This is a genomic window from Microbacterium sp. SORGH_AS_0421, from assembly GCF_030818635.1.
Classification (GTDB): Bacteria; Actinomycetota; Actinomycetes; order Actinomycetales; family Microbacteriaceae; genus Microbacterium.
Map to the genome: position 1 here is coordinate 573139 of NZ_JAUTAO010000001.1, position 25380 is coordinate 598518.

Sequence of the window (25380 nt, forward strand, 5' to 3'; positions counted from 1 at the left end):
ATGCCATGCTACGACGTCAGCGCACGCGGAACGGGTCCGCGTAGAGCTGTTCGGGAACCCGGAAGCCGAAGATCGCCCGTCCGCTGTTCCAGATGGCTGCGGCCCCCGCGCGCAGGAGGTCGATCTGGCGGCCTCCGTCGTTCACGATCCGCAGATCGACGCCGTCGATCTCGACGATCGCATCGCCCACGCGGGTACGTTCGCCCTTGACGACCGTGGCGGGGTACGGCTCGAACAACTGCCGGAGGTCTTCAACGATGTAGTCCGGGCGCTGCGAGGGCGGTGCCGCGAGGATCTGCTTGGGACGATCGATCCCCGTCAGCACCAGCAAGGACCGCATCTCCGCGGTGCGCGCGCCCTGGATGTCGGTGTCGAGACGGTCGCCGATGAACAGCGGCGTCTGCGCGCCCGTACGGGCGACGGCGACGTCGAAGATGGGCCGCTCGGGCTTGCCTGCGATCGTCGCCAGTCGGCCGACGGCCGTGTGCACGGCGGACACGAGCGTGCCATTGCCCGGTGCGATGCCACGAGCCTGCGGAATGGTCCAGTCCGAGTTGGTCGCCACCCAGGGGATGCCCCCCTGTTCGACCGGTGTGGCCAGAGCGTAGGCCGCCTCCGCCAGATGGACCCACCCGACGTCCGGCGCGAACCCCTGGACGACGGCGGCCGGATCGTCGTCCGCACTGCGCGTCACGACGAATCCCGCCTTCTCGACCTCGACGACGAGGCCCTCTCCGCCGACGACCAGCAGGGTCGAACCCGCGGGAACCAGATCGCGCATGAGACGCATCGCCGCCTGCGGGCTGGTCGTGACGTCATCCGGCGCGACACGCAACCCGAGCGAGGTGAGGTGCTCCGCCACCGACGCATCGGTACGCGAAGCATTGTTGGTGATGTACCCGAGCCGGCGCCCCTCCTGCTGGGCGCGGTTCAGGCTGTCGACCGCGTGCGGGAGAGCACCCGGCCCGGCGTACACGACACCGTCCAGGTCGGCCAGCACGACGTCGATGCCGTCGAGGGGCGTCGGGGGAGGGGTGCTGCGCCCGAAGATCATCGCGCGTCTTCCTCGTCACTCGACACGTCGTCGACTCCGTCGGCGTTCACATCGACGGGGGCACTCTCTCCGTCGACGTCGACGACGTGCTCGTCGCCTCCGGACTCGACCGAGTCCTCTCGATCCTCCTCGAGGGGAATGACTCCGGATGCCACATCCACACCGCCTTCGTCATCGATGAGCTCGATCTCCTCGACGACGATCACCTCGCGGTCGGCGACACCGGCAGCCGCGTCGAGCGCGTCGGCCGCGATCGACGCGCGACGCTCCCACTCTTCGGCCTCGTCCGCGCGTCCGAGCTCTTCGAGCACCGCAGCGCGAGCGGAGAAGAGCGCGGGGCTCCATTCGAACGCGCGGTCAGGGTCGGCCTCGGGGATCTCGAGCTCTTGCAAAGCGCGATCAGCCTGGCCGAGGTCGAGTCGCGCGCCGGACATGGCGATCGCCAGCTGCACGCGCACCGGGACCGACAACGTCGACCGGTCGACCGCGCGACCCTCCTCGAGCGCACGATCCGGGCGACCGACACCGCGCTCGCTATCGACGATGAGCGGGAGCTGGTCGTCGGAGCCCGTGATGCGGCGGTGCGTGCGCAGCTCGCGAAGCGCCAGGGCGAAGTCCCCCACCGCATAAGCAGTGATGGCGACCGTCTCCCGGACCACGCCAACGCGTCCCGCGCTTCGGGATGCCGCCAGCGCGTGCTGGTGGGCGAGCTCCGGGTCCTCGTCGATCACGCGAGCCGCCATCGCGAGGTGGCGGGCGACGTTGTCGGCGTTGTCCTTACTGAGGGTCTTCAACTCGTTGCGCGCCGCGCCCGGCAGATCGTAGGCGGTGATCTCCTCGGGGATCTCGGGGCCGCGCTCGCGACGGTCCTGAGGCGGCCGCGTGGCCCGCGAGTCCTCGCGATCGAACCTGCGGGGCGCCCCGGCACCCGGACGACGGTCGCCCGTCGGACGACGGTCCGTGCCGGAGAAGCCGCGGGAATCCCCGTCACGACGGACGGGACGATCCCCGTCCCGACGCACGGGGCGATCGCCGTCGCGACGCACCGGACGGTCACCGTCACGACGAACGGGCCGCTCGCCATCGCGTCGGAACGGCCGATCCCCATCCCGACGCACGGGCCGGTCGCCATCACGACGAACCGGACGGTCACCCTCCCGACGGAACGGACGATCCCCGTCCCGACGAACCGGACGGTCACCCTCCCGACGAACCGGACGGTCACCCTCCCGACGAACCGGACGATCCCCGTCACCACGGAACGGACGACCCCCATCCCGACGAACCGGACGGTCACCCTCCCGACGAACCGGACGATCCCCATCCCGACGAACCGGACGGTCACCATCCCGACGAACCGGACGGTCACCCTCCCGACGAACCGGACGGTCACCCTCCCGACGAACCGGACGATCCCCGTCACCACGGAACGGACGACCCCCATCCCGACGAACAGGCCGATCTCCATCGCGACGAACCGGACGATCACCGTCACGCGCGGGGCGACCCGTGCCGCCACCGTCGCGACCGGAAGGGCGCGCGCCACCATCGTGTTCACGGCGGAACGGACGCGAGTCACCCTCACGACGTGCACGACCCGAACCTTCGCCGTCGCGACGGAACGGGCGGTCGCTCCGCGACGAAGAATCGTTGCCACGGGAGGACTGTCCACGCCCGGACGCGCGGTCGCCCGAGCGCCCTTCGTTGCTCCTGCGATCGTTCGCGTCGTCCGTAGACATGACTGTCCTTCCCGGGGAAAAGTGCCCGCAAATGCGAAATGGCCACCCAACGTTGGGTGGCCATTTCGACTGAAAAGAAGTCCGGCGGTGTCCTACTCTCCCACAGGGTCCCCCCTGCAGTACCATCGGCGCTGAGAGGCTTAGCTTCCGGGTTCGGAATGTAACCGGGCGTTTCCCTCTCGCTATGGCCGCCGAAACACTATTGATGTTTCACAAACCAACAACGACATGATCATTGTTGAGTTCCCGACCGTACATCGAGAACCACTCAGTGGACGCAAGCACCAAAAACAGGTGTGTTATCAAGTCATCGGCTTATTAGTACCGGTCAGCTTCACGTATTACTACGCTTCCACATCCGGCCTATCAACCCAGTAGTCTGGCTGGGAGCCTCTCACCATAAAGGTATGGAAGTCTCATCTTGAGGCCGGCTTCCCGCTTAGATGCTTTCAGCGGTTATCCATCCCGAACGTAGCTAATCAGCGGTGCTCCTGGCGGAACAACTGACACACCAGAGGTTCGTCCAACCCGGTCCTCTCGTACTAGGGTCAGATCCTCTCAAACTTCCTACGCGCGCAGCGGATAGGGACCGAACTGTCTCACGACGTTCTAAACCCAGCTCGCGTACCGCTTTAATGGGCGAACAGCCCAACCCTTGGGACCTACTCCAGCCCCAGGATGCGACGAGCCGACATCGAGGTGCCAAACCATGCCGTCGATATGGACTCTTGGGCAAGATCAGCCTGTTATCCCCGAGGTACCTTTTATCCGTTGAGCGACAGCGCTTCCACAAGCCACTGCCGGATCACTAGTCCCGACTTTCGTCCCTGCTCGACCTGTCAGTCTCACAGTCAAGCTCCCTTGTGCACTTACACTCGCCACCTGATTGCCAACCAGGTTGAGGGAACCTTTGGGCGCCTCCGTTACATTTTGGGAGGCAACCGCCCCAGTTAAACTACCCACCAGGCACTGTCCCTGAACCGGATCACGGTCCTAAGTTAGATATCCAGAGTGACCAGAGTGGTATTTCAACAATGACTCCACACTCACTGGCGTGAATGCTTCACCGTCTCCCACCTATCCTACACAAGCCACACCGAACACCAATACCAAGCTGTAGTAAAGGTCACGGGGTCTTTCCGTCCTGCTGCGCGTAACGAGCATCTTTACTCGTAATGCAATTTCGCCGAGTTCGCGGTTGAGACAGTTGGGAAGTCGTTACGCCATTCGTGCAGGTCGGAACTTACCCGACAAGGAATTTCGCTACCTTAGGATGGTTATAGTTACCACCGCCGTTTACTGGGGCTTAAATTCTCAGCTTCGCCTTACGGCTAACCGGTCCTCTTAACCTTCCAGCACCGGGCAGGCGTCAGTCCGTATACATCGTCTTGCGACTTGGCACGGACCTGTGTTTTTAGTAAACAGTCGCTACCCACTAGTCTCTGCGGCCACCACACCCTTTCGGAGCAAGTCCTAATAAGTGGATGGCCCCCCTTCTCCCGAAGTTACGGGGGCATTTTGCCGAGTTCCTTAACCACGATTCTCTCGATCTCCTTGGTATTCTCTACCTGACCACCTGAGTCGGTTTGGGGTACGGGCGGCTAGAACCTCGCGTCGATGCTTTTCTTGGCAGCATAGGATCACCCACTTTTTATCCGCATCGTGTCTCAGCCTCATGACTCCCGGATTTGCCTAAGAGTCGGCCTACGCACTTGCACCAGGACTACCATCGCCTGGCTTGGGCTACCTTCCTGCGTCACACCTGTTAATACGCTAGCCGCACCAGCATGGGGTCGAGCGTTCACACACACCCGCCTCACCCCGAAGGGATCCGCTAAAGCGTGAGCTAGGACTCTTAGCACCACTGGATTGACTGGGGCGGTTCTTCGCCGGTACGGGAATATCAACCCGTTGTCCATCGACTACGCCTGTCGGCCTCGCCTTAGGTCCCGACTTACCCAGGGAAGATTAGCTTGACCCTGGAACCCTTGGTCTTTCGGAGGACGTGTTTCTCACACGTCTTTCGCTACTCATGCCTGCATTCTCACTCGTGTAGCGTCCACGGCTGGGTCACCCCGCCGCTTCACTCGCCACACGACGCTCTCCTACCCATCAACACGGCTGGACCACGAAGGCCTACCAAAAATGTCAATGCCACAACTTCGGTGGCGTGCTTGAGCCCCGTTACATTGTCGGCGCGGAATCACTTGACCAGTGAGCTATTACGCACTCTTTCAAGGGTGGCTGCTTCTAAGCCAACCTCCTGGTTGTCAAAGCAACTCCACATCCTTTCCCACTTAGCACGCGCTTAGGGACCTTAGTTGGTGGTCTGGGTTGTTTCCCTCTCGACTATGAAGCTTATCCCCCACAGTCTCACTGCTGCGCTCTCACTTACCGGCATTCGGAGTTTGGCTGACGTCAGTAACCTTGTAGGGCCCATCGGCCATCCAGTAGCTCTACCTCCGGCAAGAAACACGCAACGCTGCACCTAAATGCATTTCGGAGAGAACCAGCTATCACGAAGTTTGATTGGCCTTTCACCCCTATCCACAGCTCATCCCCTCAGTTTTCAACCTAAGTGGGTTCGGTCCTCCACGACGTCTTACCGTCGCTTCAACCTGGCCATGGATAGATCACTTCGCTTCGGGTCTAGGACACGCGACTGAATCGCCCTATTCAGACTCGCTTTCGCTACGGCTACCCCACTCGGGTTAACCTCGCCACGTATCGCTAACTCGCAGGCTCATTCTTCAAAAGGCACGCTGTCACCCCTACTAAGGAGGCTCCAACGGTTTGTAAGCAAACGGTTTCAGGTACTATTTCACTCCCCTCCCGGGGTACTTTTCACCTTTCCCTCACGGTACTTGTCCGCTATCGGTCATCTGGGAGTATTTAGGCTTATCAGGTGGTCCTGACAGATTCACACGGGATTTCTCGGGCCCCGTGCTACTTGGGATACTTCTCACGCCAAGAACAGGCATTTCGACTACGGGGTTCGCACCCTCTATGACCGGCCATTCAAAACCGTTCGTCTATACCCTCTTGTCACGTCGATCATTCGGCAGAACAATCAGAAAAGTCCCGCAACCCCCAACATGCAACGCCTGCCGGCTATCACACACGCTAGGTTTAGCCTCTTCCGGTTTCGCTCGCCACTACTTACGGAATCGCTTTTGCTTTCTCTTCCTGTGGGTACTGAGATGTTTCACTTCCCCACGTTCCCTCTACCCGCCCTATATATTCAGGCGGGAGTCACCAGGTACGCACGCGCCCTGGCGGGGTTTCCCCATTCGGACATCCTCGGATCAAAACTCGCTTATCAGTTCCCCGAGGCTTATCGCAGATTGCTACGTCCTTCTTCGGCTCCAGATGCCAAGGCATCCACCGTTTGCTCTTAAAGACTTGAAATCACATGAGTTGAATCGTCAAAAAATTGACTAATGATCTTTAAGATCATCTTCACGACACAACCAAAAAGTCATGTCGAAGATGCTCGCGTCCACTGTGTAGTTCTCAAAGTACGGGCGGTACCCACCCCACACGCCACAACCGTGACAGCAGGGAAGGCCCACGAGGAACAGCCACCAACCACACCAGCCTTCCGACTAGCGCAACCAGCGCCCGGCCCCTCAGGACCCAACAGCGTGCATGTACCCACCCCTCCAACCCGAACCGTTCCCACAGCAAGCTGCGTACTAGACCCGAACCATCGGCATGAGCACCCCATCAAATGTTCCACCCATGAGCTACCAGCAACACACATTCGGTGTTGAACTGGCGCCTGGACACCCACGATTCGAAAACCCCGGATGCCAGATGCTCCTTAGAAAGGAGGTGATCCAGCCGCACCTTCCGGTACGGCTACCTTGTTACGACTTAGTCCTAATTACCGATCCCACCTTCGACGGCTCCCTCCACAAGGGTTAGGCCACCGGCTTCAGGTGTTACCGACTTTCATGACTTGACGGGCGGTGTGTACAAGACCCGGGAACGTATTCACCGCAGCGTTGCTGATCTGCGATTACTAGCGACTCCGACTTCATGAGGTCGAGTTGCAGACCTCAATCCGAACTGGGACCGGCTTTTTGGGATTCGCTCCACCTCACGGTATTGCAGCCCTTTGTACCGGCCATTGTAGCATGCGTGAAGCCCAAGACATAAGGGGCATGATGATTTGACGTCATCCCCACCTTCCTCCGAGTTGACCCCGGCAGTATCCCATGAGTTCCCACCATTACGTGCTGGCAACATAGAACGAGGGTTGCGCTCGTTGCGGGACTTAACCCAACATCTCACGACACGAGCTGACGACAACCATGCACCACCTGTTTACGAGTGTCCAAAGAGTTGACCATTTCTGGCCCGTTCTCGTATATGTCAAGCCTTGGTAAGGTTCTTCGCGTTGCATCGAATTAATCCGCATGCTCCGCCGCTTGTGCGGGTCCCCGTCAATTCCTTTGAGTTTTAGCCTTGCGGCCGTACTCCCCAGGCGGGGAACTTAATGCGTTAGCTGCGTCACGGAAACCGTGGAATGGTCCCCACAACTAGTTCCCAACGTTTACGGGGTGGACTACCAGGGTATCTAAGCCTGTTTGCTCCCCACCCTTTCGCTCCTCAGCGTCAGTTACGGCCCAGAGATCTGCCTTCGCCATCGGTGTTCCTCCTGATATCTGCGCATTCCACCGCTACACCAGGAATTCCAATCTCCCCTACCGCACTCTAGTCTGCCCGTACCCACTGCAGGCCCGAGGTTGAGCCTCGGGATTTCACAGCAGACGCGACAAACCGCCTACGAGCTCTTTACGCCCAATAATTCCGGATAACGCTTGCGCCCTACGTATTACCGCGGCTGCTGGCACGTAGTTAGCCGGCGCTTTTTCTGCAGGTACCGTCACTTACGCTTCTTCCCTGCTAAAAGAGGTTTACAACCCGAAGGCCGTCATCCCTCACGCGGCGTTGCTGCATCAGGCTTCCGCCCATTGTGCAATATTCCCCACTGCTGCCTCCCGTAGGAGTCTGGGCCGTGTCTCAGTCCCAGTGTGGCCGGTCACCCTCTCAGGCCGGCTACCCGTCGACGCCTTGGTGAGCCATTACCTCACCAACAAGCTGATAGGCCGCGAGCCCATCCCAGACCGAAAAATCTTTCCAAACACGACCATGCGATCACGTCTCATATCCAGTATTAGACGCCGTTTCCAGCGCTTATCCCAGAGTCCAGGGCAGGTTGCTCACGTGTTACTCACCCGTTCGCCACTGATCCACCAAGCAAGCTTGGCTTCACCGTTCGACTTGCATGTGTTAAGCACGCCGCCAGCGTTCATCCTGAGCCAGGATCAAACTCTCCGTAAAAAAGAAATGCATACAACCACCGGGAAAACGACAGTCATAGCGAGTTTGAAACTGACCAAAGAGAAAACATCAAAACTGACGAATTCATATGCCAACCCCCGGAAGGGCTGGTCTTTGATCCAAAGGAATTTCTCGCAATCCAACAAAAGTCAGACCGACGAGGAATAAATTGGCATTTGACAAGTGCACGCTGTTGAGTTCTCAAGGAACGGACGCACCCACAGAAACGATCTCTCGACCTACCCGTGAGGCGGTTCACTTCATTTGACCTGCGGACTCGACAACCAAACCAGCGCAATTGAGCTTCGCTAAGAAGCAGTCAGACTGAGTTTGTGTGCCGAGTGGCAGGATCCCAACTGTAGACCAAAGAGTCGAAACTCTCAAGTGTTGGTGTTGGGGGTGGTTCGCCGCTTGAGAGGACGCGGGGCCTTTCGGCCGCTCCGCTCTCCCCTGTGGGGCGAACATGTAAAAGCTTACGTGCGACCCCGGGTTCGGTCGAACTCATGCGCTTCCCGGGCGTGTCGCGAAGCTCATTCCGCGAAATTCCGCGGAAGTCGGTGGGCTCAGAGGAACCGAGGCGCTCCGCCCCACCCGCCCAGCCACGCTTCGACCGACGGTTCCGCCCGCAGGACGTGCATGCCCTCGATGACGCGAGTGGTCTCTGCGTGCCCCGACCTCGTGCTCCACCGTGTGCTCCTGGCGCGGGCCCGGCGGCTCGTCGCCGACCCGAGCGGCACCCCCTCCGCAGACCGCAGATGCACTCGTCCCACGTCACCTTCGCCGAGGACGGCGAGGGCATCGCTCAGCGCATCGGGACGCAACACGACCACCGGGTGCTCCAGCTCCACCCTCACGCGCGGGTCCTCGGTGACGGCAGAGCGAACGCGGGGGTCAGCGCGCAGCGCGGCCGCATCCGGGACCGGCGCCATCACGACAGCGGCTCTCGGCAGCGCCGCAAGGAGCGAGTCGGCGCACACGAACGCGGCCGCGGTCGTCGTCACCGGCACGCGTACCTCGATGTCGGGCATCGCGGGAAGGAGACCTCGTGCCGCTGACCCATCGACGGGGATCTTCGTCACCAACTGAATCGACTGCCGATTGCCCTCGGCCTCACGCTCGGAGTCCCCCCGGCCCGCCCAGTCCGGGCCGTCGTGCCAGGCCACGGCATCCGGAACATGCGCGAGAACCGCGCCGGCTTGCCAGCACCGGTGCGCCCATTCCCAATCCTCTCCTCCGTACGACGAGAAGGTCTCGTCGAAACCGCCCACCTCGTCGAAGAATGATCGGGAGCAGGCGACGACGGCGCTGATGACATACCGATAGGACCGGTCGTCGGCGAGCAGGAGATTCTGGCTGCGCTGGTACGCGTCTCGGAGCCAGGCCGGTTCGACGAGTTCCCGTGCGGGACCGCATTCCTCGACCGGGATCTGGGCCGGGACGCCCGCGAAGTCCGCGTGTCGACGGCGCCCCACCGTCACCGCCTCGGACAGGAGTGCGGGAAGACGCGAGATCCGTCGCACGTACTCGGGTTCCGGGCTGGTGTCGGCATCCAAGAAGCAGAGAACATCGCCCGACGCGGCCGCCGCTCCCAGGTTTCGAGCGGCAGCCGCGCGGAAACCGCGGTCCTCCTGACGAACCAGCAGGACGCCCTCGGGAACCGACGGCGCCTCGGGAGAGCCGTCGTCGGCGACGATGATCTCGAGACGGTTGCGCGGGTGATCCTGTCGGCGGAGAGCCTTGAGGGTGCGGGCGAGTTCCGCCGGCTGAGCGTAATGGGTGACGATGACGCTCACGCGCGGCGGTTGGGGCTCGAGGTGTGCGACCCGGTCCCAGCGGTTGCCCGGCACCCATGGCATCCGGTCGTTCCAGGGGGTGTCCCCCGTCATGACGTGACCTCGCTCCACCAGCGGAGGTACGCGCGGGCGGCGTCAGCGCGTCCGAAAGGCACAGGGTGCTGGCCGTGCCACGTGGAGGGTGCGTCGTCACGGGCGGCTGAGATCGCCGCCGCGAGGGCGTCCGGCTCGACGAGGGTGACGGTGTCGGGCCTGAGCGCGGCCATCTCGTCGTTGTAGCGGTTGCGGACGGCGAGAGGACGGCGTCCCCAGCCGATCCACGAGGCCAGAGAGCCCGACGCCGAGACATGCCGGTGCGCGATCACCGGGACGGCGATGCGACGCACCCGGTCGGCCATCTCGGCGTCGTCGAGCCACCCGGTCACTTCCACCGACACCCCCCGCGCGCCGGCGAGTCGCGCGAAGGCATCGAGATCGCCCGCGTGGCCGTCGGAGGCGCGTCCGAGCACGGTCAGTCGCGTCAGCCCCGCGGTGGCAGCGGCTTCGAGCGCCTCGTCATGACCCTTGCCGGGGTAGAAGTATCCGAGGACGCCGACGGAGTCGTCGACCTCCGGCGTTGCGAGCGGCACGGCCACGGAATCGACCGGGAGAGGCACGACGGCGACCGGGCCGTCGAAGACGCCCTCTTCGCGCAGCAGTTCGCGCTCATGGGCGCTGTTGACGACGACCCCGCGCGACGCCTCGGTCACGGCGCGATAGAAGGCTCGGCGCCGCGGGCGGTTGCGTTCGCCGTCGGATTCCTGCGGCACGTCGTGCAGCGTCACGGTGAGCGGATGCCGGGCGGCGAGGCCCGTGAGCGCGTGCGTCGCCTCCTCGGGCGATGCTCCCCACAGGCGGTCGGTGACGTGAGCGTGGACCGGCGTCCCTTCGGGGAGGGCGGCGAGAGCATCGACGGTCGTGATCCGCGCGTGCGGCTCCGCCGCCACGACTTCGGCCGCGATCTGCCGGGCGTAGACCGCGACGCCGTGCGGGCCGGGATGGACGAGGAGCACCGGGAGGGTGGCATCCGGGATCGAGATCTTCGAACTCATGCGGCGGCGCTCCAGGTGCGCAGCAGCGGGGCCATACGGTCGACGACGGCGGCGAGGAGGGCGGGACGTTTCGCGTAATAGGCGAGGTGGGCGCGGCGCACGGCGTCGGCCGAGACGGTCTCGCCGGCCACGATCCATTCGGGGCGAGGTGCGGCGTCGAGGTTCCACGCGTCGACGACCCACGATTCGAGCGGCGCGCGCACCGAAGCGAGGATCGGCCGCCCCGGGTCGACGACGCGTCCGGGCGAGCCCAGTGCCTCGACGATGCGCTCCCCCAGGGGCAGGAAGAGGGCGTTGCCGGGGTGATTGACCGTGCGCGCGAGGTCTTCGACGACGGGAGAGAAGAGGTCGGATGCCGCGACGTCGAGGCCGAGGGCCTCGCGGCGACGCAGTTCCGCAACGGAGGCGTCGGCCAGAGCGCGAACCGCCGAGGCGGGAAGGTGCGCGGGCACGCTCAGCCCGGCCGCTTCGGCGACCGTGCGGACGTCGTGATAGGCCACCAGGGGCGGGTCCTCGGGGAACGCGGGGAGTCGGAGCACCGCCTGGAACGGGTGCAGACCCGCGAAGCGAACAGCGGGAACGAGCACCACGCGGGCGCCGGAAGGAAGCGAAGCCCGCAACTGCGCGGTGCCGAGCGGGAGGCCGCGGTAGTCGTCGCGGATGGGCTGCGACACGAGGAAGGACGCCCCCGCGAGCAGAGCGTGCAGACGGGACGCTTCGGCGGCGTCGAGCTCGTGCACGGCAGGGATCCGCACGGCCGGCAGCTGTTCGGAGGCGATGACGAGCCGCAGGGACTCGGCCTGGCAGTTGCCGACGACGACGCCGTAGCCGTCGGGGGCGGGTGCGTCGCCGAAGAACTCGGCGTAGTGGACACGACGTGCTATCACCGCGTCGCCGTGGTCCGCAAGGCTTGTCGCGCCTGCCCTCTCCGCACCCATGATGTGAACGTATCCGTCGGTGTCGTCGTCGTCCCAACCGCCCCGTTGCATTGCGATGTGCCTGGCGATGCGATACGCGCACCGTCACGCACGCAATCACGAGGAGGAGAGAAGATCGTCGTCACCGTCGTCCCCCCGTTTCGGGTCGCCGCCGTTCCCTCAGCGCACCCCTATGTCACCGCCATCGCGGATCCCGAGGGCGTTCGGCTACTCGCCGACCCGCCTCCGCCGGGCGCTCCGGCCGGGCAGTGGTGGCCGCCGCAGGTGCTGCTGCCGGCGTGGCTCGAGGCGAATGCGGCGGACTTCGATCTGGTCCACGTGCATTTCGGGATCGAGTCGTACAGCCCGGCGGAACTCGAGGACACGGTCGCGATGCTCCGACGCCTGCGTCGGCCGCTGGTCTACACGGTCCACGACCTGGAGAACCCGCAGCTGAGCACGCAGGACGATCACCGCGCATCGCTCGCCGTGCTCGCGGCGGCCGCGGACGAACTGATCACCCTCACCGCCACGGCCGACGCCGAGGTGCGAGAGATGACCCACCGCGCCACGACCGTGATCGCCCACCCCACCTTGCTCGGCGACGACCCGCGTCCCACGGGATCGGCCCACGACGTCACCCTTGTCGGCGTCCACCTTCGCGATCTGCGGCCCAACATCGACGGGGTCGGCACCACCGCCACGCTCGTCCGCGCCGTCGCCGACCTGCGCGCCCAGGGCGCGCGCGTCGAGGCCGTCGTGCGGATGAACGACCGGGTCCGCGACGAGGAGGCCGCGGCATCCATCGATCTGCTCGCCTCGAGCACCGACGGAGTGCGCGTCGAGCGCGGCGCCCGACTCGACGACGACGAACTCGCCCGGTGGCTCGCGGACCTCGACGCGTGCGTCCTCCCGTACCGCCACGGCACCCAGTCGGGGTGGGCGGAGCTCTGCTACGACCTGGCCGTGCCGGTGATCGCCACGCGCATCGGGCACATCGCCGCGCAGCATCCCGGCGACTTCCACGCCTTCGACGTGGGCGAACCGGTGTCGCTCGCGCGGGCGATCGTGGATGCCACGGACGAGTCGTGGTCGCGGCCCGGTTCCCCCCGTCGTGAGGCCGAGGTCGAGCGCCGCCGGGCAGAGCGTATGGAGCAGCTCGCACAGGTCCGCGACGCGCACCTCGAGGTGTATCGCCGCGTCATCACCGCCGAGGTCGCCGCGTGATCCGCGGACAGCGACCGCTGCGGGTGCTCGTGGTCGCACCGTCGCGCTACCCGCTTCGACAGCCGCACGCGGGGGGCCTGGAGGCGACCGTCTGGGACCGCGTGCGCTGGCTGCGCGCCCGGGGGCACGACGTCACGCTGTGCGCGGCCGAGGGCTCCGACTTCCTCGACGAGGTGCCCGAGTTCCAGCTGCCGACGCCGGAGTGGACGCGCCCGGAGCACACCTCCGACACCGAGTACCCGCTGGGTTACGCGGCCGCCGTCGACGGCGCCTTCGACGCCGCCCGCGACCGATTGATCGCCGACCGCCACCTCTACGACGTCGTCGACAACCACAGCCTGCATCCGGCTCCCATCCGCTGGAGCCTCGAGGCGGACATCCCCGTCATCACGACTCTGCACACCCCGCCGCTCGAGCCCCTGCTCGAGGCGGCCGCCGACGTGGCCGAAGCCTCTCACCGCTTCCTCGCCGTGAGCCAGGCGACCGCGCGTGCCTGGTCGGTCGAGGGCGTTGACGCTTTCGTCTTTCCGAACGGCATCGACACCGATCAATGGACGTGCGGTGGCGGCGGCCCCTCGTGGGTCTGGTCCGGCCGGGTCGTTCCCGAGAAGGCCCCCCACCTCGCCATCGAGGCGGCGCGCGAGGCCGGGGCGCACATCGTCCTCGCCGGGCGCATCGGCGACGTCGATTACTTCGAGCAGGAGATCGTCCCCCGCCTGGGCGTGCACGCCCGCTACGTCGGGCCGCTGCGCCAACCCGACCTCTGCCGTCTGGTCGGATCCTCGGCCGTCGCTCTGGTGACGCCGATGTGGGAGGAGCCCTTCGGGCTCGTCATCGCCGAGGCACTGGCCACGGGCACGCCGGTGGCGGCCTTCGACATCGGCGGGGTCTCCGAGGTACTGGCCGGCATGCCGGGTTCTGCCGTGGTCACGCCGGGAGACGTCGTCGCCCTCGCGAGGGCCGCCTCGAGCCTTGCCGCCGACAGCACCCGCGACCCGCTCTCGCGCGCGCGGACGCGACAGGCGGCCGTGGACCAGCACTCCCTCGCCCAGCGCTACCGCGAGGTCGAACGCGTGCTCGCGCACGTCGCGCAGCCTGCGATCACCCGGCGGGTGCCGGCGGTGTCGTGGTGATCGGCTGGTACGTCCACCATCACGGCTACGGCCACGTCGCACGGTTCCTCGCCGTGACCCCGCATCTGCGCACACCCGTCGTCGCCTTCTCGTCGATGCCGCGCCCGGCCGGGCTCGCCGCCGACGTGGACTGGATCCGACTCCCCCCGGATGCCGACGACTACACGCGACCGGACGGCTCCCCCGCCGATCCCCGCGACGCGGACCCCACCGTGCGCGGACACCTGCACTGGGCGCCGCTGGACCACCCGGGGCACCGCGCCCGGCTGGCATCGATCGCCTCGACCGCCGCGGAGCGCTCGCTGACCGCTTTCGTCGTCGACGTCAGCGTCGAGGTGGTCGTGTTCGCACGACTGCTGGGGCTTCGGACCCTCGCGATGACGCAGCCCGGGGCGCGCATCGACGCGCCGCACGCCCTGGCCTACGACCTCGCCGACGGCATCCTGGCGCCCTGGGCACGCGGCGCCGTCTCGGCCGAGGCCCTCGGAGCGCGCACCGACCGCGTGGTCTGGACCGGTGGGATCTCCCGCTTCGACGGCCGGGAGCGCGTCGGGGCGCGGGACGAGCGCTCGGTGCTGCTGCTGGGGCGCGTCCTCGACGACGACGTCCGCGAGGACCTCTCGCGTCGCCTGCGGGCCCGCGGATGGGCTGTCACCTCGGCCGGACACGACGCGGCCTCTCGCATCGACGACCCGTGGCCGCTGCTGACCCGCAGCACGGTCGTGGTGAGCGCGGCCGGGCAGAACAGCGTCGCGGACCTCGCAGCCGCCGACGCCCGCGCCGTGGTCCTCGCCCAGGATCGACCGTTCGGCGAGCAGCACGACACGGCGGAGACGCTCGAGCGTTGGGGGCTCGCCCGTCGCGCCGACAGCCGTACCGACGCCGCCACCCTGGTCGATCTCGTCGAGCGCGCCGCCCAGGACGCCCCCGAGTGGTCACGGTGGCAGACCGCAGGGGCGGCCGGTCGCATGGCCGCGGCCATCGACGCGGTGCACCCGTGAAGACCGCGGTCCTGACCGTCGCCTCGCGCGCCCGACGCGAGCATCTCGAACGCCAGCGACGGGTGCTCGCGGAGGTGGCCGACGACATCGTGCGCGTCGAGGTCTGGCTCGACGAGACGCCGCCGACGCAGACTCCGGATGCCGGCACCCTCGCGATGCACGTGCCGCCCGGGCCCCACGGACTCCGGGTCGGCGAAGGCCGCAACCACGCTGCCGCTGCGGCGATCGACGCCGGTGCCGAACTGCTCGTCTTCCTCGACGTGGACTGCCTCCCCGGAGCCGACCTGCTCCCCGCCTATCGTGCGGCGGCCGCGCGCCATCCCGACGCCGTGCTCTCCGGGTCGGTCACCTACCTGAGCAGCGTGCAGCGACCGGAAACGGCATCCGATCTGCCCTTCCTCACCCGCCCCCACCGCGCCCGCCCGGCCCTGACGCCCGGGACGACCCGCAGAGCCGCCCCGGGCGAGTTCGACCTCTTCTGGTCGCTGTCGTTCGCCGTCACGCCCGCGAGCTGGGCACGCATCGGGGGGTTCCACCCCGGCTACGAGGGATACGGCGCAGAGGACACCGATCTCGCCTGGACCGCGCGCGCGAACGGCGTCGACATGTTCTGGGTGGGCGGCGCGGATGCCTACCACCAATGGCATCCGGTGTCCTCTCCCCCGTGGCAGCACCTCGACGACATCCTCCGCAACGGCGCCACGTTCCACGATCGGTGGGGCGTCTGGCCGATGGGCGGGTGGCTCGAGGCGTTCGCGGCGGCGGGGGCGATCGAGCGCCGCGGATCCGACTGGGTCCGGGTGCGCTGACGGCGATGTCGGGCGCGCACACGACGCCCGCAACCCCCCGGAGACCGACCACCCCATCCGGATAGCGTCGGAGGGCCCGGTGCCGACCCGCCGGGCCGAGGAGAACCCATGCCCGCGTGGACCGAGCACGTCTTGTGGTGGCACCTCTACCCGCTGGGATTCGTCGGCGCACCGATCCGCGACGGCGCGGATGCCGATGCCGCCCCGGTGCACCGCCTGGAGCGTCTCGAGCCGTGGCTCGACCACGTCATCGAGCTCGGCTTGAACGGTCTGCTGCTCGGACCCGTGTTCGCGTCCGAGACGCACGGCTACGACACCGTCGATCACTTCCGCATCGACCCGAGGCTCGGCGACGACGGCGACTTCGACCGACTCGTCTCGGCGGCACGGGAGCGCGGCATCCGGATCCTGCTCGACGGGGTCTTCCATCACGTCGGGCGCACGCACCCGGCTTTCCGCGACCAGACGCAGGACGGTGCGGGCCTGTTCCGTGGACGGTGGGTCGACGGCCGATTCGAGGCCGAGGTCTTCGAGGGGCACGACGCGCTTGTGGCGCTCGATCACACCTCGCCCGCGGCGGCCGATCTCGTGGTCGAGGTCATGAACCATTGGCTCGAGCGCGGGATCGACGGGTGGAGGTTGGATGCCGCCTACGCAGTGCCGTCGTCGTTCTGGGCCCGAGTCCTGCCGCGCGTACGCGAACGGTTCCCCCAGGCGTGGTTCGTCGGCGAGGTCATCCACGGCGACGGGCCGGACATCGTCCGCGAGTCGAGCATGGATTCGCTCACGCAATACGAGCTGTGGCAGGGCATCTGGCACGGGATCTCGGACGGCAACCTCTTCGAACTCAGCCATGCCATCGAGCGACACGACGAGCTGCTCGCCACCTACGCGCCGCAGACCTTCGTCGGCAACCACGACGTCACGCGCATCGCCTCGGCGGTCGGCGCGGAGCTCGTGCCGCACGCTCTCGCGGTGCTCTTCACGGTCGCGGGCACGCCCTCGGTGTACGCCGGAGACGAGTTCGGGTGGACCGGGGTGAAGGAGCAGCGGCTCGGCGGCGACGACGCGGTGCGCCCGGAGTTCCCCGCTCGGCCCGCGGACGTGCAGGCCGACGAGCGCATCCTGCAGGCGCATCGGGCGCTGATCGCGCTACGACGACGCAAGCCCTGGATGTGGCGCGCACACACCGACGTCATCGAGGTCTCCAACACCGCGCTCGCTCTGCGGACGGCGGTGGGCGATGACGCCGTGGTCGTCGTGCTCAACATCGGCGACGACTCCGTGTCGCTGCCGATCGCGGACGGACGGAGCCTGGTCGCCGGCGAAGGGACGCCCTCGGACGGGCGGATCGAGCTCGGGCCGCGCGGGTGGGCGGTGTGGGAGGCCTGACAGCTCGGGCATCGGAGCCGGAGCTCGTCGGTGCTCACCCCCGGAGCGGGCGGCGGGTCGGTACCTACTTCCCGGTGCGGAAGCGGTGCTCGGGGCGCCCGGTGGTGCCGTAGCGCAAGCTCACCTGCACGAGTCCCCGCTCGGCGAGGGCGGTGAGGTGGCGTTGCGCCGTCGCGCGCGAGACGCCGATGCGCTCGGCCACCTCGGTCGCCGAGGCCTCGTCGGCCCCGAGGGCGGCGAGGACCGTCTGCTCGGTCGCCGACCGGGCGAGCGAGGCGCCCTCCCGCTCGCCGCGAAGGACGGATGCCGCGCGATCGATGTCGTCCTGCGTGAGGGGCCGCGAGCTCGAGAGCAGGTTGCGGTAGCGCGCGTACCGGTCGAGGCGCTCCGCGAGCACGCGCGTGTCGAAGGGCTTCACGAGGAAGGCGAGCGCACCCGCGGTGAAGGCTCGGCGCACGGTCGTGGCATCCGTCGCCGCCGAGAGGACGAAGGCATCGACCCCGGCCGACCGCACGAGCTCGATCCCGTCGCCGTCGGGAAGGTAGACGTCGGCGAGCAGGAGGTCGGGGGGATGCGCGGCCAGCGCGGCTCGAGCCTCGCCCACGGTGCGTGCGGGCTCGAGGGCCACGAAGCCGGGGCGCGCGGCGACGGCGTCACGGTGGAGTCCCGCGACGCGGAAGTCGTCGTCGACGACGAGGACGCGGATGTCGGTCATGCAGGGTCCTCTCGGATCACGCTGGGCAGACGGGCGGCCACGACCGCACCACGGCCGTCGCCGCCCGGGTCGACGACCCACACCTCGCCGCCGCGGCGGCGGGCGAATTCGCGCGACAGGGGCAGTCCGATGCCGAGGCCGTGAACGGCGGCGGGGTCGTCGCCCCTGTCCCGCGGGAGGAAGACCGCCTCGGGGTCGGCGATCCCCGACCCCGTGTCGCTCACCGTCAAGACGACCGCGTCACCGTCGCCGAGCACCGCCACCTCGACCTCTCGCGGCGCGGGCGCGGCCGCCGCCGCCGTCACGGCGTTGTCGATCAGGTTGCCGAGCACGGCGACCACGTCTTCGACCTCGTCGATCGGATCCGCCAGGAACGAATCATCGGCGACGCGCAAAGCGACCCCGCGCTCGCGGGCGGAGAGCGCCTTGGCACCGACGAACGACTGCAGCATCGCATCGGCCACGAGGTCGATCCCCGGCACCGCCCAGTCGACCGAGCCCCGGTCGACGAGATCGGCGAGGAAGGAGCGCGCCTCGTGGGTGCGCCCCGCGTCGAGCAGGCCCACCGCCGCGTGCAGCCGGTTGGCGTTCTCGTGCCGTTGCACGCGCAGGGCATCGCTCATCGCGCGGACGCTGTCGAGCCGCCCCGACAGGGCCATGACGTCGGTGCGATCGCGCAGCGTCGCCACGCGGCCGAAGGAGCGGGCCCCGCGCCGCACCGGTCGCACGTCGATGAACACGACGCGGTCGCCCAGGGGGAGCCCGGTCGAGGCCCCGGTGCCCGACAGAGCCGCGGCGACCGCCGGGGGCAGTCCGAGATCGCGCACCGGCCGACCCACGGCATCCCTCACTCCGAGAAGGCGTTCGGCGGCGGCCGTGCACACGCGCACGACGCCGGCGTCGTCGAGGGCGACGACCCCCTCATCGGCGCTTTCGAGAACGGCGGTCTGGGTCTGGACGAGCGAGACGAGTTCTTCGGGCTGGACGCCGAGAGTGAGCCGCTCGAGGCGGCGACGCATGAACAGGGCGACCACGGCGCCGATCGCCACGGCGAGCGCCACGGCGACGGCGATCCCGCCGATCAGGGCCGGGAGGTCGTCGAAGACGCTCGCCCGCTCGAAGCCCACGCTCACCTCCCCCACCGGGGATCCCCCCGCCGGGCGCGTAGACCGGCACCTTCGCGCGGGCTGACTCGCCGAGTGTTCCCGTCTCCCACGTGACCACCTCTCGCCCCGCGAGCGCGTCCGCGAAGCTCGTGCTCACCACCTCGCCGAGGCGGTCGGGATCGGGGTGGGCGAGACGGATGCCGTGATCGTCGGTGATCACGACGAACAGGCCCTCCGTGCGGGTAGTGACGTCGGTGGCGTACCGCTGCAGCAGGCCGTCGCGCAAGCCCGCGGCATCCGGGGTCCCGGGATCGGCGGAGTAGGTCTCGACGAGGTCGCGCACCTCGGGGGCTTCGGCGACGGACCGCGCGATGTTCAGCGCCGAGGAATCGGCCTCGGCCTTCAGCTGCTGCACGCCGAGCCAGGCGAAGACGGCGGTGCACACGGCGACGACGGCCACCTGCGTGGCGACCTGCACGACCAGCATGCGCGTGGCGAACCGCATCCGCACCTCCCGCCTCGACTCTCGTGCGCGAAATGCGCAGAACACACGGTACGCGCATAACCGTCCGCAATGCGAGCAAGCACGCGCCGGGAGGCTCGGCGTGCGTAACCTCGCCGGATCGAGTGCGAGAGCCGCGCCCGTCACGACGAAGGAGTCGCGATGACCCCCCTGATCCTTGCGGCCGACGCCGCCGAGTACCCGGTGGCCTACACGCCCGCCGATGGGGTGCTCGTGGCCCTGGGCTTCCTCATGGTCCTGTCGTTCATGGCCCTGATCATGACCCGACGCCTGACCCCGATGGTCGCTCTCATCGTCGTCCCCACCGTCTTCGGTCTCATCGCCGGGGCGGGTCTCGGCCTCGGCGACATGGTGATCGACGCGATCAGCAAGATGGCGCCCACCGCGGCGCTGCTGATGTTCGCGATCATGTACTTCGGCATCATGATCGACGTCGGCCTGTTCGACCCGCTGATCCGCGTGATCACGCGCGTGCTGGGCAACGACCCGGCCAAGATCGTGCTGGGCACGGCCATCCTCGCCGGGGCGGTCTCGCTCGACGGCGACGGCTCGACGACCTTCATCATCACGACCTCGGCGATGCTGCCCCTGTACCTGCGTCTGGGTATGAGTCCCGTCGTGCTCACCTGCGTCGCGGGCCTGATGAACGGCACGATGAACATCGTCCCGTGGGGTGGGCCGACAGTCCGCGCCGCGACCGCCCTGGGCCTGCAGCCCACCGACGTCTTCGTGCCGATGATCCCCTCACTGCTGGCCGGCCTGGTCGTCTCGCTCGCTTTCGCCTGGTTCCTCGGGCTGTCCGAGCGCAAGCGTCTCGCCGGCACCGTCGACACCACCAGGATCGACGAGCCCGGCGGCTTCGGCCGACTCGGCGCCCCGAAGATCTTCCGCGGTGCCGAATCCAAGCCCGGCGCGGTCGCCTCTCTGCGCACCGGCAACATCGTCACCGTCCGCGGCGGTCGCGACGCCGTCGCCGCCGCGCAACTGGTCGACACCGCCGACACCGCCATGGCCGACACCATGCTCGACCCGAACCGCGCGACGCTGCGCCCGAAGCTCATCTGGTTCAACCTGGCCCTGACGGCCGCGGTCATGGTGCTGCTGGTCATGGACCTGTTCCCGCTGGCCTTCGTCTTCATGGTCGGCGCCGCGATCGCCCTCATCGTCAACTTCCCCAAGCTCCGCTCGCAGGCCGACGAGATCGTCGCTCACGCGCCCTCGATCGTCGGCGTCGTGTCGATGGTGCTGGCGGCCGGCGTCCTGGTCGGCGTCCTCAACGGCACCGGCATGGTCACGGCGATGGCGTCGTGGATCACCGAGGTGATCCCCTCGTCGATGGGCCCGTTCCTCGCCGTCATCACCGGGGTGCTGTCGATCCCGTTCACGTTCTTCATGTCGAACGATGCGTTCTACTTCGGCATCCTGCCCGTGCTCGCCGAGAGTGCAGCGAACTACGGCATCGCCCCGGTCGAGATGGCCCGCGCCTCGATCACCGGGCAGCCGGTGCACCTGCAGAGCCCGCTGGTGCCCGCGATCCTGCTGCTCGTCTCGCTCGCCGGCGTCAACCTCGGCGACCACCACAAGAAGGTGCTGTGGCGCGCCACGATCGTCTCACTGGTGATGCTCGCCGTGGGCGTTCTCGTGGGCGCGGTGCCGCTGCTGCGCTGACGCGACCTCGAGCGACATGACCCCGGATGCCATGGCATCCGGGGTCATGTCGTTCACCGTCCCGACGACGGAAGCAGAGCGCGACGCACGGCCTCGAAGATCTCGGGGTGCGCTTCGTCGCGGACGAACAGCGGGACGCGGTCGGCAGGAGCCTCGACCTCGACCTCTCCCCCGCCGAGGTGCACGGCGCCGGTCCACAGGTCGGTCCAGCCTGCCCCCTCGGGCAGCAGGACGCAGCGGGTGCGCGCGCCGGCCTCGAGAACGGGGGCCACGAGCAGGTCGGCGCCGAGCAGGTACTGGTCCTTCACGCTCCACGAGCGCTCGTCGGCGGGGAACTCGTGGAACAGCCCGCGCAGCACGGGCTGCCCGTCGCGGTGCGCATCGCGCATCACCTCTCGCAGGTAGGGCCGCAACGCCTCCCGCGCGAACAGGTACCGCTCCAGGATCGGCGTGACCTGGTCGCCGAAGCTCCAGACCTCGTTCGGTCCGCCGCTCGGGGACCGCCGCGAGCCGTCGGCGGCGTGCACCGGGGTCGTCGGCAGGCGGTCGCCGTGCAGGCGCATCACCGGGCTGAACGCGCCGAACTGGAACCAGCGCACCAGGAGCTCGCGGAACCCCTCATCGTCGGGGTCGCCGTGGTGGAAGCCTCCGATGTCGGTGGTGAACCACGGGATACCCGCCACCCCCATGTGGATCCCGGCGGTGATCTGCGCCCGCAACGCAGCGAAGGTCGAGGCGATGTCGCCCGACCAGACCAGGGCGCCGTAGCGCTGAGACCCCGCCCAGGCGGCGCGCAGGAGGTTCACGACCTCGGTCTCGCCGTCTCCCCACTGCCCCTCGGCGAAAGCGCGAGCGTAGTGCTGGGGGTAGAGGTTTCCCACCTGCGGCACCGGACCGGCGTGATACCGGTAGTTGTCGTAGTCGTAGAGACCGAACTCGGGCTCCGCTTCGTCGAGCCAGAAGGTGCGGATGCCGTGGCGCGCATAGTTGTCGCGGCATTTCTGCCACACGAAGTCGCGGGCGCGGGGGTTGGTGGCGTCGAGGAACGCACTCGGCCCCTCGAACGACATCTGCACGTCGAGCCCGCGCTCGGCGCGCACGAGCAGGTTCTCCTTCTTCATGAGCGCGTAGTTCTCGCTCTCGAGCGACACCTGCGGCCACACCGAGACCATGAGTTCGACGCCGAGCTCGTCGAGCTCGCGCACCATCGCCGCCGGATCCGGCCAGAACTCCTGCTCGAAGCGGAAGTCCCCCATCCTCGGCCAGTGGAAGAAGTCCGCGACGATGACGTCGAGGGGAAGACCGCGCCGCGTATGCTCGCGAGCCACCGACAGCAGCTCCTCCTGCGAGGAGTACCGGAGTTTGCACTGCCAGAACCCCAGCCCGCGCTCCGGCATCATCGGCGCGTGCCCCGTGGCATCCGCGTAGGCCCGGGCGATCTCGCGCGGGGTCTGGCCGGCGGTCACCCAGTAGTCGAGCTGCTCGGTCGACTCGGCCTCCCACCGGGTGCCGTTGGTCGCGAACGTCGCGCGCCCGATCGCGGGGTTGTGCCACAGGAAGCCGTAGCCACGACTCGACATGACGAACGGCACGCTCGACTGCGAGTTGCGGTGGGCGAGCTCGAGGGAGCTGCCCTTCAGATCCAGCACGTCCTGCTGGTACTGCCCCATGCCGTACAGGTGCTCGTCCGCGGCGGTGTCGAACGACGCCGTGAGCCTGACGTCGCCTCCCGCGATGGGGCGGTGCTCGCGCGCGACGAGCGCCAGCGAGCCTCCCGCGTCCCTCTCGGCGAAGAGCAGGCGACCCGAGGCGTCGAAGAAGGCGAGGTGGCAGAAGTTGCGGTGGTATCCGGTCTGCAGCTGGATGCCGCTGCGCGAGGTCGCGACCACGCGCAGCCGCCCGTTGCTCAGCGTCGCCCGTTCCCCCTCGATCTCGATCGTCGCGGACACGGGATCGGCGGCCAGGAGCGCCCAGTCGTGATCGAGCACGTCGTGCATGAGACGCGCGCGCACGCGCACGCTGTCTCGCCCCCACGGCTCGACCACCACGGTCTCGCCATCGCCCCGCCACACGAGGCGGTCGCCCTCGATGAAGAAGTGCTCGGTGACGGTGCTCACGCCCGCGCCTCGATACCCTCGGCCTCCTCGGCTCGGCGCCGCTCCACGTGATCGTGGGCGAAGACGAGGTACACGCTCGCGGTCCAGGTGTAGGCCCGATCGCGCAGCCCCTCACCGGTGAGGGCGTCGAAGTTCTCGGCGAACCCGGACCGCTCGCACAGGGCCCGGAACCTCTCGCTGATCGTGTCGGCGAGGCCGATCCGGCCCCCGCGGCGGAGCCCCTCCTCGATCAGCATCGTCGAGGGGGCCCAGATGGGGCCCCTCCAGTAGCCGTCGCTCTCGTACTCCGAGGTGTCGACGAGCTGGGTCGCCGGCCCCCATTCGGTGAGATGCGCCTCGATTCCGGAGGCCAGGGCGTCGACGACGTCGCCCGGAAGACGCGGGGAGGCCAGCACGGGCAGCAAGGTGAGCAGGCTGGTGCGCTTGCTGCGGGTGCGGCTCAGGGAGCCGACGGCGAAGAAGCCGTCCTCGTCGCGCAGCTCGGCCAGCAGCGCCCGCTCGACCCGGTCGCGCTCGTCGCGCCAGTGGGCGCCCTCGTCGAGCCCGAGCTCGTCGGCGAGATCTGCCACGACGTCGAGCTGGACCGCGAGAAAAGCGGCGAGGTCGGGCGCCTCGACGACACGGTCGTGGTCGAAGGCGGTGGAGTTGTCCCAGCCGCTGTCGTTGCCGTGCTGGTAGTAGGGCAGCGAGCGACCCGGCGCCGTCCGGGAGTCCAGCCAGAACCGCGACCAGCGCGCGAGCCGCGCGTACACCGCTTCGAGCTCCGCCCGGTCGAGGGGACGGGGCAGCCGCTCACGGAGCCGCGTCAGCGCCCACCCGTGGATCGGGGGCTTGACGAAGTTGTAGAGCACCTCGGAGTGGGTGATCGAGTCGGGCAGGGCACCCGCGGCATCCTGGTGGTCGAACGGGGCGTGGAACTGGTCGAGGGCGAGCTCCGGCGCACCGGGCGCGAGGGCCAGGGCGTTGAAGGTGTGGTCCCAGCTCCAGACCTTGTCCATCCAGTGCTTCGACATGAGCACCGACTCGCGCGTGACGAAGCCGGCGGGGACGACGGTCGCCGACCACAGCACGTAGGCGGCGAGCGCCGCGGCGGGTGTGTCCTCGCTCCGCCAGCCCGCCACTGCCTCGAGATACTCCTCGAACTCCTCGGCGACCCGCCGCTGCACCTCGGCGAAGGTCTCGAGAGAGGTGAACACCGGGGCCGCGCTCTCGATCTGCTCGATCGCGACCTCCCAGCCGGCCACGCCGCCCACGGTGATCGAGCGGGCGTTCTGCCCGAGGGCTTCCTCCCCCTCTGCCGCCGCGGTCCCCGACAGCACGGTCACCCGGTAGCGCCTGCCCGTCTCGTACGAGGTGAAGACCCACGATCGGTCGCGGGGCTCTCGGAAGAAGTACGAGCCGCTGAAGGGGGTGAGCTCCTCTGCCGCGTCCGCCAGGACGAGGTCGACCCCGGTACCCGCCAGCCGCACCACGTCGTTCGACTCGAACACCGCCGAGGCCACGACCTCGCCCTCGACCAGCCACGACAGAGCCGAGGGGTCTGCCACGGTCTCGGCATCCACGAAGGAACCGTCCCGGCTCAGCGTCAGACGCAGCACCGCGTGCATGCCGGTGAGGTGGGAGACCAGATGGATGTCGCGCACGCGGCGGTGCAGCCCGATCACGGGAGACAGGTTCATCCACGAACCGCGACGGCTGAAGGGGATTTCGCGCACGTCGAAAGACGGCAGAGAAGAGAGGGACACG

16 protein-coding genes, 3 rRNA genes and 1 pseudogene are annotated in these 25380 nt (G+C 67.6%); 6 read left to right on the top strand and 14 right to left on the bottom strand.

Annotation, left to right across the window (positions count from 1 at the left end; genetic code table 11):
- Positions 1–16 precede the first annotated feature (16 nt).
- The 9 genes from QE416_RS02795 to QE416_RS02835 form a co-directional block, all read right to left on the bottom strand.
- Positions 17–1054, bottom strand: a complete 1038-nt coding sequence (locus tag QE416_RS02795; RefSeq protein WP_307313319.1) for an HAD-IIA family hydrolase — start codon at positions 1052–1054, stop codon at positions 17–19.
- Positions 1051–1848, bottom strand: a complete 798-nt coding sequence (locus tag QE416_RS02800; RefSeq protein ID WP_258027990.1) for a hypothetical protein — start codon at positions 1846–1848, stop codon at positions 1051–1053. The genes QE416_RS02795 and QE416_RS02800 overlap by 4 nt, the downstream gene beginning before the upstream one ends.
- A complete protein-coding gene (locus QE416_RS02805; protein ID WP_307313323.1) occupies positions 1845–2711 on the bottom strand; it encodes a hypothetical protein in 867 nt (288 codons plus the stop codon). The genes QE416_RS02800 and QE416_RS02805 overlap by 4 nt, the downstream gene beginning before the upstream one ends.
- 161 nt (positions 2712–2872) lie before the next feature.
- A 5S ribosomal RNA gene (gene rrf, locus QE416_RS02810) occupies positions 2873–2989 on the bottom strand.
- A gap of 102 nt (positions 2990–3091) precedes the next feature.
- A 23S ribosomal RNA gene (locus QE416_RS02815) occupies positions 3092–6201 on the bottom strand.
- Between the two features lie 419 nt (positions 6202–6620).
- Positions 6621–8142: ribosomal RNA gene (locus QE416_RS02820) — 16S ribosomal RNA — on the bottom strand.
- The 16S, 23S and 5S rRNA genes sit together here, the layout of an rRNA operon.
- A 563-nt stretch (positions 8143–8705) precedes the next feature.
- The gene (locus QE416_RS02825; RefSeq protein ID WP_307313326.1) at positions 8706–10028 is read right to left on the bottom strand and encodes a glycosyltransferase family 2 protein; all 1323 of its coding nucleotides are present in this window, start codon (positions 10026–10028) and stop codon (positions 8706–8708) included.
- A complete protein-coding gene (locus tag QE416_RS02830) occupies positions 10025–11026 on the bottom strand; it encodes a glycosyltransferase (protein ID WP_307313328.1) in 1002 nt (333 codons plus the stop codon). The genes QE416_RS02825 and QE416_RS02830 overlap by 4 nt, the downstream gene beginning before the upstream one ends.
- A complete protein-coding gene (locus QE416_RS02835) occupies positions 11023–11913 on the bottom strand; it encodes a WcbI family polysaccharide biosynthesis putative acetyltransferase (RefSeq protein ID WP_307313331.1) in 891 nt (296 codons plus the stop codon). Before QE416_RS02835 ends, QE416_RS02830 begins: the two co-directional genes overlap by 4 nt.
- Positions 11914–12021: 108 nt before the next feature.
- Between QE416_RS02835 and QE416_RS02840 the strand changes: the two genes are divergently transcribed.
- The 5 genes from QE416_RS02840 to QE416_RS02860 all read left to right on the top strand — a co-directional run bounded on the left by QE416_RS02840 (position 12022) and on the right by QE416_RS02860 (position 17505).
- Entirely contained in the window at positions 12022–13170 is a 1149-nt protein-coding gene (locus tag QE416_RS02840; protein ID WP_307313333.1) for a glycosyltransferase, read from the top strand.
- Positions 13167–14303 (top strand): glycosyltransferase, encoded by a 1137-nt coding sequence (locus QE416_RS02845; protein ID WP_307313336.1) that lies wholly within the window; start codon positions 13167–13169, stop codon positions 14301–14303. Before QE416_RS02840 ends, QE416_RS02845 begins: the two co-directional genes overlap by 4 nt.
- Positions 14297–15304, top strand: coding sequence for a hypothetical protein (locus QE416_RS02850; protein WP_307313339.1), 1008 nt, complete (start codon positions 14297–14299; stop codon positions 15302–15304). Before QE416_RS02845 ends, QE416_RS02850 begins: the two co-directional genes overlap by 7 nt.
- Positions 15301–16113, top strand: a complete 813-nt coding sequence (locus QE416_RS02855) for a glycosyltransferase family 2 protein (protein ID WP_307313340.1) — start codon at positions 15301–15303, stop codon at positions 16111–16113. The genes QE416_RS02850 and QE416_RS02855 overlap by 4 nt, the downstream gene beginning before the upstream one ends.
- A gap of 108 nt (positions 16114–16221) precedes the next feature.
- Positions 16222–17505 (top strand): alpha-amylase family protein, encoded by a 1284-nt coding sequence (locus QE416_RS02860; RefSeq protein ID WP_307313341.1) that lies wholly within the window; start codon positions 16222–16224, stop codon positions 17503–17505.
- A gap of 64 nt (positions 17506–17569) precedes the next feature.
- On the opposite strand, the gene QE416_RS02865 is transcribed toward QE416_RS02860, so the two are convergent.
- The 3 genes and pseudogenes from QE416_RS02865 to QE416_RS02875 all read right to left on the bottom strand — a co-directional run.
- Positions 17570–18220 (bottom strand): response regulator, encoded by a 651-nt coding sequence (locus QE416_RS02865; protein ID WP_307313343.1) that lies wholly within the window; start codon positions 18218–18220, stop codon positions 17570–17572.
- Entirely contained in the window at positions 18217–19362 is a 1146-nt protein-coding gene (locus QE416_RS02870; RefSeq protein WP_307313345.1) for a sensor histidine kinase, read from the bottom strand. Before QE416_RS02870 ends, QE416_RS02865 begins: the two co-directional genes overlap by 4 nt.
- A gap of 70 nt (positions 19363–19432) precedes the next feature.
- Positions 19433–19831, bottom strand: a pseudogene (locus QE416_RS02875) (histidine kinase); the annotation flags it as partial.
- 159 nt (positions 19832–19990) lie between these two features.
- Here QE416_RS02875 and QE416_RS02880 point away from each other — a divergent pair.
- Positions 19991–21517 (top strand): CitMHS family transporter, encoded by a 1527-nt coding sequence (locus tag QE416_RS02880; protein WP_210076929.1) that lies wholly within the window; start codon positions 19991–19993, stop codon positions 21515–21517.
- Positions 21518–21570: 53 nt separating this feature from the next.
- Here QE416_RS02880 and QE416_RS02885 read toward each other — a convergent pair whose 3' ends face one another.
- Together QE416_RS02885 and QE416_RS02890 are read right to left on the bottom strand one after the other, a co-directional pair.
- The gene (locus tag QE416_RS02885; RefSeq protein WP_307313347.1) at positions 21571–23634 is read right to left on the bottom strand and encodes a TIM-barrel domain-containing protein; all 2064 of its coding nucleotides are present in this window, start codon (positions 23632–23634) and stop codon (positions 21571–21573) included.
- The gene (locus QE416_RS02890) at positions 23631–25379 is read right to left on the bottom strand and encodes an amylo-alpha-1,6-glucosidase (RefSeq protein ID WP_307313348.1); all 1749 of its coding nucleotides are present in this window, start codon (positions 25377–25379) and stop codon (positions 23631–23633) included. Before QE416_RS02890 ends, QE416_RS02885 begins: the two co-directional genes overlap by 4 nt.
- Position 25380 lies beyond the last annotated feature (1 nt).